This window comes from Jatrophihabitans fulvus (assembly GCF_054781375.1).
Window position 1 is genome coordinate 61854 of the sequence record NZ_BAAGUN010000008.1, and the last position, 7996, is coordinate 69849.

The following is a 7996-nucleotide window of genomic DNA, read 5'->3' on the forward strand; positions in this document are numbered from 1 at the left end:
GGCGATCAGCCCGCCGCGAAGTCGTCCTCGCGGTACTCGTTCGGGGAACGCTCGGTGCGGGTCAACTCGCCCTCGCGCAGCTGCACCCGGCGGATCTTGCCGCTGATCGTCTTGGGCAGGTCGGCGAACTCGAGGCGGCGGATGCGCTTGTACGGGGCGAGGTGCTCGCGGCAGTACGCGAGGATGTCGCCCGCGAGCTCGCGGCTGGGTTCGTGCCCGGCCACGAGCACCACGTACGCCTTCGGCACGGCGAGGCGGACGGCGTCCGGGGCGGGCACGACGGCGGCCTCCGCGACGGCCGGGTGCTCGATCAGCACCGACTCCAGCTCGAACGGACTGATGCGGTAGTCGCTGGCCTTGAACACGTCGTCGGCGCGGCCGACGTAGGTGATGTAGCCGTCCGCGTCGCGCTGCGCGACGTCACCGGTGTGATAGCGACCGCCGGCGAAGGCGTCGGCGTTGCGTTCGTCGTCACCGCGGTAGCCGACCATCAACCCGACCGGACGGGGATCGCACTCGACGCAGATCTCGCCCTCCTCGGCGACCGCGCCCGACACGGGGTCGACCAGCGCGATCTCGAAGCCCGGCATGGGGCGGCCCATCGACCCCGACTTGATCGGCTGTCCCGGGGAGTTGCCGATCTGCAACGACGTCTCCGTCTGCCCGAACCCGTCGCGGATGGTGATGCCGAGGCCACGCTCGACGGCCGAGATCACCTCGGGGTTGAGCGGCTCGCCCGCACCGGCCAGCTCGCGCAGCGACAGGTCCTCGCGCCACGCGGCGAGGTCCTGCTGGATGAGCATCCGCCACACGGTCGGCGGGGCGCAGAACGTCGTCACCTTCGCGTCGCGCAGCGTGTTCAGCATGGCGGCGGCGTCGAACCGCTCGTAGTTGTAGAGGCAGATCGTCGCGCCCGCCAGCCACGGCGCGAACACGCACGACCAGGCGTGCTTCGCCCAGCCCGGACTCGACACGTTGAGGTGCACGTCGCCGGGCTGCAGGCCGAGCCAGTACATCGTCGACAGGTGGCCGATCGGGTAGCTGGTGTGCGTGTGCTCGACCAGCTTCGGCAGCGCGGTCGTGCCGGACGTGAAGTACAGCAGCAGCGTCTCGTCCGCCTTCGTCGGCTCGTCCGGCTCGAACGTCTCGAGACTGGTGCCGCTCTCGTCGTAGCGCACCCACCCCTCGACCGGCTCGCCGACGGCGATCCGCAGGTATGAGCCCGGCACGTTGCCGAACCCCACGGTCACCGCCGACTGCGCGATGACCGCGCCGACGTCGCCGCGCTCGATGCGGTCGCGCAGGTCGGCCTCGGCGAGCAGCGTGGTCGCCGGGATCATCACGGCGCCGATCTTCATCGCGGCGAGGGTGACCTCCCACAGCTCGACCTGGTTGCCGAGCAGCACGAGCACCCGCGTGCCGCGGCGCACGCCGAGCCCACGCAGCCACCCGGCGACCTGGTGCGACCGGTCGGACAGTTCCTGGAACGTGCACGAGTTGTCGGTGCCGTCGGCCTCGATGATGCGCAGCGCCGCGCGGTTCGGGTGCTCGGCGGCGAGCACGCCGTCGAACCAGTCGAGCGCGAAGTTGAAGTGCTCGGGCCGCGGCCAGGCGAACCGCTCGCGGGCGGCGTCGTAGTCGGTGCGCAGCTCGAGCAGCAGGTCGCGGGCGGCACGCAGGTCGTCTGCGGGTGAGGTCATGACCCGACCCTGGCATCGGCGACGAGCGCTGTCACGAACCGGACGACCAGTGTCGCCACCGCGACGGGGTCGCGCGACAGCGAGTGGTCGGCGCCCGCGACGACCTCGACGGTGCGGTCCGGGCCGGCGGGCGGCATGCCGAACGGGTCCCGGTCGCCCTGGACGACGAGCGTCGGGACGCCGGCGGCGTCGAGCTCGTCCAGCCGGGACTTCTCCGGACGGCCCGGCGGGTGCAGCGGGTAGGCCAGCCCGACCACCCCGGCCGCGCCCGCCGCCTGCGCGGTGCGGGACGCGACGCGGGCGCCGTTGCTCCGTCCGCCGACGACGAGCGGCAGCGCACCGAACCCGCGACGCCTGCGGACGGCGGACACGATCTCGAGCCAGGCGGTGTCCTGCCGGGCCGGGGCGGACGGGGTCCGGCCGCCGGCGAACCGGTAGGGCTGCGTCACCCGGGCCAGGGCGATGCCCGCCTTGAGCGCGGCGGCCCGGATCGCGAGCAGGTCGGTGGTCTCGACGCCGCCGCCCGCGCCGTGGGTGAGCACGAGCAGTGCCGAGGCCCCGCCGCGCGGCCGGTCGAGGTCGGCCGTGCCGGGACCGTGCGTCGTCTGGATGTCCACACGCATGCGGCCGAGCATGCCGCACAGCGTCCGTCCGGCAGGACATGAGGTGGACGGCCCGGTCTAGAAGAGCGTCTGCTCCTCGGCCTGCGGCTCGACGGGCTCGAGCAGCTGCGCGCCGTTGTTGTCGACCTTGTTGACGAGCGTCGACACCGGACGCAGCTCGAGGTGCTCACCCCGGGCCTCGTCCCAGCTCGTGAGCAGGTCGGACGGGTCCTTCTCGGACGGGTCGAGCCACCGCGACCACGTGTCGCGGGCGAGCACGAGCGGCATGCGGTCGTGGATCTCGGCGAGCTCGCCGTCGGACGCGACCGTGATGATCGTGCAGGTGGTGAGGGTCGGCGCCTGCTCGTCGGACGGGTCGCGCCAGAACTCGTACAACCCGGCGAACGCGAGCGAGTGACCGTCGGCGGGGGTCATGAACATCGGCTGTTTGACGAGACCCTCGGCGGTGTCGCGTTTCTGCCACTCGTACCAGCCGTCGGCCGGGACCAGGCACCGGCGCGTGGCGTAGGCCTTGCGGAACGCGTTCGTCGTGGCCACCGACTCGGCGCGCGCGTTGAACATGCGGCCCTGCGTCCTGCGGTCCTTCGCCCACGACGGGACGAGGCCCCACGACACGACGCGCAGCTGACGCGTGGGGCGGTCGTCGGTGGTGCCGTCCTCGTGGCGCAGCGGGCGGTTCACCACCGCGCGTACCGGTTTCGTGGGCGCGACGTTGAAGTCGGCCTGCGCCCACAGGCCGTCGGTGGCGTCGATCGCGTCGAACTCGTCGGTCAGGTCGGTGTCGGACTTGACCGACACGTAGCGCCCGCACATGCCTCCAGTATCCGGACGCCGGTGACAACGGCGTCAGGCGTCGACCCAGTACGTGTCGTGCGCGAGGAAGAACTCGGCCATCTCCTCTGCCGACGGTTTCTCGCCGGTGTCGGCGATGTGCCGCAGCCCCTCGAAGTAGGCCTCACGGGCGGCGCCCGGCGCGAACAGGATCAGGAACGACGCGGGCGCGTCGGTGTCGTTGCGGAAGCCGTGGACGCCGCCCGGTGGGACGAACACGAAGTCACCGACCGAGGCCTTGCGCCAGCGTCCGCCGTCGTGCAGCGTGACCGTGCCGTCGAGGACGTAGAACGACTCGGAGATGGCCTTGTGGATGTGCGGGTCGGGGCCACCCTGCCGCGGGCCCATGTTCCAGCGGTACAGACCGAGGCCGCCGCCCGACGTGTCGCCGGTCAGCAGGTAGTCGCACGACCCCCCGCCGCCTGCGAGGTCGTGCGGCGCGTCGGACGGACGCCACACCGCGCTCGCCTCCCCCGGGCCCTCGTAGCGGTTCGGCGGGTACGGCCGGCGGGGCGGGAAGAAGGACATGGCACGGTGCCTACCACCGCGGACCGACACCGGGCCCGAGTTCGTGCGGCAGACTGACCCGGTGCAGACCTGGACGGCGCCGCGCGCTTCGAAGGCAGTCGACGCCACCGTGCTGCTGCCCGGCTCCAAGTCGCTCACCAACCGCTGGCTCGTGCTGGCCGCACTCGCGGACGGGCCCTCCCGGCTCCGCCGTCCGCTGCGGGCCCGCGACACGCTGCTGATGGTGGACGCGCTGCGCGCCGTCGGCGTCGGGGTGGCCGACGACGGCGACGACTGGATCGTCACCCCCGCGCCCCTGCACGGGGGGACGGTCGACTGCGGCCTGGCCGGCACGATCATGCGGTTCCTGCCCCCGGCCGCGGCGCTCGCGGACGGGCCCGTCGTGTTCGACGGCGACCCCTACGCGCGCGAGCGTCCGATGGCGACCCTGCTCGACGGGCTGCGCCAGGCCGGGGTCGAGATCGACGACGGCGGCCGCGGTGCCATGCCCTTCACCGTCGCGGGCCGCGGGTCGGTGCCGGGCGGGTCGGTACGCATCGACGCGTCGGCGTCGTCGCAGTTCGTGTCCGGCCTGCTGCTGGCCGCCGCCCGGTACGACAAGGGCGTCGAGGTCGTGCACACCGGCGAGCGGGCGGTGCCGTCGCAGCCGCACGTCGACATGACCGTGACGGTGCTGCGCGAGGCCGGCGTGGGCGTCGACGTCGAGGACGGCCGCTGGGTCGTGCAGCCGGGGCCGGTCGCCGGTGGCGAGCGGTCCATCGAGCCCGACCTGTCGAACGCAGCCCCCTTCGCGGCGGCGGCGCTCGTCACCGGCGGTCGCGTCACGATGCCCGGTTGGCCGGCGAGCACCACCCAGGCCGGGGACGCGCTGCGCGACCTGCTCGCCCGCATGGGCGGCGACGTCACCCTCGACGACGCCGGACTCACCGTCCGCGGCACCGGCGCGATCCACGGCCTCACCGCCGACCTGCGCGACGTGTCCGAACTCGCCACCGTGATCGTCGCCCTGGCCGCGCTGGCCGACTCCCCGTCCGAGCTCACGGGGCTCGGGCACATGCGCAACCACGAGACCGACCGGCTCGCGGCGCTCTACCGCGAACTGACGGCGCTGGGCGGTCACGTCGTCGAGCACGGTGACGGTTTGAGCATCCAACCGACTCCGTTGCGCGGGGGCACGTGGCACGCCTACGCCGACCACCGCATGGCGACCGCCGGAGCGGTGCTCGGCCTCGCCGTCGCCGGCGTCGAGATCGACGACATCGGCGCGACGACGAAGACGCTGCCCGACTTCCCCGGCATGTGGGCCGGGACGCTGGGCAGCTGACACCCCGCATGGCGCGCCGCGACACCCACCGGATGGACGAGGACGACGTCCGTTCGCGCGCCAACCCGCGGGGCACCCGACCGCGGTCGAAACAGCGACCGTTGCACGAGAACGCCACGGCAGGGACGGTCTTCACCGTCGACCGCGGCCGCTACGGCGTCAGGGTCGACGGGCCGGACGGGCCGGTGGCCGTCACCGCCATGCGGGCCCGCGAGCTCGGCCGTGAGTCGATGGTGGTCGGCGACCACGTCGGGGTGGTGGGTGACCTGTCGGGCGCTCCGGACACGCTCGCGCGCATCGTCCGCCTGGACGAACGCGACACCGTGCTGCGCCGCACCGCCGACGACAACGACCCGCACGAGCGGGTCATCGTCGCGAACGCCGACCAGCTGATCATCGTCACCGCCCTCGCCGACCCCGAACCGTCGTACGGACTCATCGACCGCTGTCTCATCGCGGCGCTCACCGAGGGCATCGAGCCGGTGCTGTGCCTGACCAAGTCCGACCTCGCCGGTCCCGAGGCGGTCATCGAGCACTACGAGGCGCTCGACGTGCCGGCCGTCGTCACCCGGCGCGGTTCCGACCCGGCCGAATTGCGTGAGCTGCTGCGCGGCCACGAGTCGGTCTTCGTCGGCCATTCCGGCGTCGGCAAGTCGACGCTCATCAACGCGCTCGTCCCCGACGCCATGCGCGCGACCGGGGCGGTCAGCGCGATCGGTAAAGGGCGCCACACGTCGTCGTCGGCCGTCGCGTTCCCGCTGCCGTCCGCCGACGGCTGGGTGATCGACACCCCGGGGGTGCGCTCGTTCGGGTTGGCGCACGTGACGGCGGACGACCTGCTGTGGGCGTTCCCCGACCTCGAGGACGGCGCGACGCAGTGCCTGCCCGGGTGCTCGCACCTGGCGAGCGAGGCCGACTGCCACCTCGACACCTGGGTGGCCGAGGGGCACGCCACGCCGGCACGGCTCGCCACGTTCCGGCAGCTGCTCGTCAGCCGGTAGCGGTCCCGACCTGGTGCACGGGTCCCGGTCGGTCACGCAGCGGGGCCGCCGTCGCGTCGGCGCGCGAGGCCAGTGCCTCGGCGAGGATCGAGACCGCGATCTCGCCGGGGGTGTGCGCGTCGATGTCGAGACCGGCGGGGCCGTGCACGCGGGCGACGTCGGTGATGCCGTGCTCGGCGAGCCACGCACGCCGGGCGGCCTGGGTGCGCTGCGAGCCCAGCGCCCCGATGTAGCCGGCGGCGGAGTCGAGGGCCGCGGTCAGCACGGGACCGTCCACCTCGCGGTCGTGGCTGAGCACGACCACGGCGTCGCAGCGGTGCATCCGCCCCACCGCGGCGGCGGCGACGTCCGGGTCGGCGGTGACCTCGGCCCGCCAGCCGAGCACGCCCGCGATCGTCGCGAGCGCGTCGGCGATCATGCCGTCGCCGACGACCACGAGCTCGGGCACGGGCCAGAGGGAGACGACGATGCACTCGTCACGCACCGTCGTCGTGCTCGTGCCGCGGCCGAAGAGGAACGGCACGCCGTCGTCGCGCCGGACGGCCTCGCGCACCGTGCGCTGCGTGAACAGCTCGGTGGCGCCGCCGTCGAGGTCGGAGACCAGGCAGACGGGTTCGCGGGCGGCGAGCAGGTCCCACGTCTGCGCGGGGAACTCCCGGGCCGGACGCACCAGCACGGTCGCGCGGCCGCCGCACGACAGACCCACCGTCGCCGCCGCGGCGTCGGAGACGGCGAGTTCGTGCCGGCCGGGCTCCCCGGGCACGGGCACGGGAAGGCCGAGCGACCCGACCTCGTCGCCGTCGCTGCGGGCCAGCGCCGCCGTGTGGTCGCGGGAGCTGAACCCCTGCGTCGAGACGATCTGCGCGACGGTCACGTCCCGGCCCGCGGCGAGCCACGCGGACACCTGTTCGGCGATGGCGTACACGGGCCTGTGTCTACCCTGCGGGAGTGAGGCTGTCGACGATCACCCGCTACCCCGTCAAGTCCTGCCGCGGCGGGTCCGTGGACGAGGCCACCGTCGAGCCCTGGGGTCTCGCCGGTGACCGCCGCTGGATGCTCGTCGACGCGAACGGAGCGCAGCTCACCGCCCGCGAGCATCCGGGTCTGCTGTTGATCGAGCCGGAACTGCACGACGACGGGTCGCTGACGCTGCGCCGGGCGGACGCGCCGGATCTGCACGTCGACGTCCCGACCGGTTCGACGACGGGGGTGAGCGTGTTCCGCACGCCGCTCGACGCAACCCCTGCGGACGCCGCGGGTGACTGGTTCGCCGATGTCGTCGGGGAACCGGCGCGACTCGTCTTCCTCGACGATCCCACCCGCCGCGCGGTCAACCCCCGTTTCGGCACCGACGACGACCGCGTCTCCTTCGCGGACGGCTACCCGCTGCTCGTCGCGTCGACGTCCTCGCTCGCCGCTCTGAACGACTGGATCGCCGAGGGTCCGCGCGCGGACGAGGGTCCGCTGCCCATGACGCGCTTCCGTCCGAACCTCGTCGTCGACGGCGCCGAGCCGTGGGCCGAGGACGGGTGGCGCCGTATCCGCGTCGGCGACGCCGAGTTCCGCACCGTCAAGGGTTGCGACCGGTGCGTGATGACACTCGTCGACCCGTGGACGGCGCAGAAGGGCAAGGAGCCGGTCGCGACCCTCGCCCGGCACCGCCGGTGGGACGGCGCCACCTGGTTCGCGATGAACGCCATCCCCGACTCCCCCGGCGCGGTCGTCCGCGTCGGCGACGAGGTCGAGGTGCTCGAGTCCGTTCCCGATCCGGACGGCCCGCCCCGCTGACTGCCCCGACGTGGTTGCGACCGCCCACTGCGTCGCGGCTCCCCGTCGTGCCGCCGCGTGTCGTGGTCCCGCCGTCCCGCCGTCCCGCCGTCCCGTCGTCCTGTCGCCCTGTCGTCCCGTCGTGCGGTTTCGGGCTGGGTGCTTCCGTCCCGAGGGGCGAGCCTTCGCACGTGTTCCCCGGAAACAATTGAGACCCCTTCA

The 7996-nt window shown here is 73.3% G+C and carries 8 protein-coding genes; 3 read left to right on the top strand and 5 right to left on the bottom strand.

Annotated features, from left to right (window positions below):
• Positions 1-5 precede the first annotated feature (5 nt).
• From ACYVP9_RS21480 to ACYVP9_RS21495, 4 genes are read right to left on the bottom strand one after another with little or no spacing between them, the layout of a single operon-like run.
• Complete coding sequence (locus tag ACYVP9_RS21480) at positions 6-1700, bottom strand: acyl-CoA synthetase family protein (RefSeq protein WP_460607012.1); 1695 nt, start codon at positions 1698-1700, stop codon at positions 6-8.
• Positions 1697-2323: an alpha/beta hydrolase family protein gene (locus tag ACYVP9_RS21485; protein ID WP_460607013.1), complete on the bottom strand. Its 627-nt coding sequence runs from the start codon at positions 2321-2323 to the stop codon at positions 1697-1699. The genes ACYVP9_RS21480 and ACYVP9_RS21485 overlap by 4 nt, the downstream gene beginning before the upstream one ends.
• A gap of 57 nt (positions 2324-2380) precedes the next feature.
• The gene (locus ACYVP9_RS21490) at positions 2381-3136 is read right to left on the bottom strand and encodes an SOS response-associated peptidase (protein WP_460607014.1); all 756 of its coding nucleotides are present in this window, start codon (positions 3134-3136) and stop codon (positions 2381-2383) included.
• Between the two features lie 33 nt (positions 3137-3169).
• On the bottom strand, positions 3170-3682 hold the full coding sequence (locus ACYVP9_RS21495) for a cupin domain-containing protein (RefSeq protein ID WP_460607015.1): 513 nt from the start codon (positions 3680-3682) through the stop codon (positions 3170-3172).
• On the opposite strand from ACYVP9_RS21495, the gene aroA reads away from it, so the two are divergent.
• Both aroA and rsgA read left to right on the top strand, forming a co-directional pair.
• Positions 3681-5006, top strand: coding sequence for a 3-phosphoshikimate 1-carboxyvinyltransferase (aroA, locus tag ACYVP9_RS21500; protein WP_460607016.1), 1326 nt, complete (start codon positions 3681-3683; stop codon positions 5004-5006). The two genes, ACYVP9_RS21495 and aroA, sit on opposite strands and share 2 nt — an antisense overlap.
• Positions 5007-5014: 8 nt before the next feature.
• Positions 5015-6007 carry a ribosome small subunit-dependent GTPase A gene (gene rsgA, locus ACYVP9_RS21505; RefSeq protein ID WP_460607017.1) on the top strand — a complete coding sequence of 331 codons (993 nt, stop codon included), beginning with the start codon at positions 5015-5017 and terminating at the stop codon, positions 6005-6007.
• Here the strand turns inward: rsgA and ACYVP9_RS21510 are convergent.
• Positions 5997-6932, bottom strand: a complete 936-nt coding sequence (locus tag ACYVP9_RS21510; RefSeq protein ID WP_460607018.1) for an XdhC family protein — start codon at positions 6930-6932, stop codon at positions 5997-5999. The two genes, rsgA and ACYVP9_RS21510, sit on opposite strands and share 11 nt — an antisense overlap.
• Before the next feature lie 23 nt (positions 6933-6955).
• Between ACYVP9_RS21510 and ACYVP9_RS21515 the strand changes: the two genes are divergently transcribed.
• The gene (locus ACYVP9_RS21515) at positions 6956-7795 is read left to right on the top strand and encodes an MOSC domain-containing protein (RefSeq protein ID WP_460607019.1); all 840 of its coding nucleotides are present in this window, start codon (positions 6956-6958) and stop codon (positions 7793-7795) included.
• Positions 7796-7996: the final 201 nt, after the last annotated feature.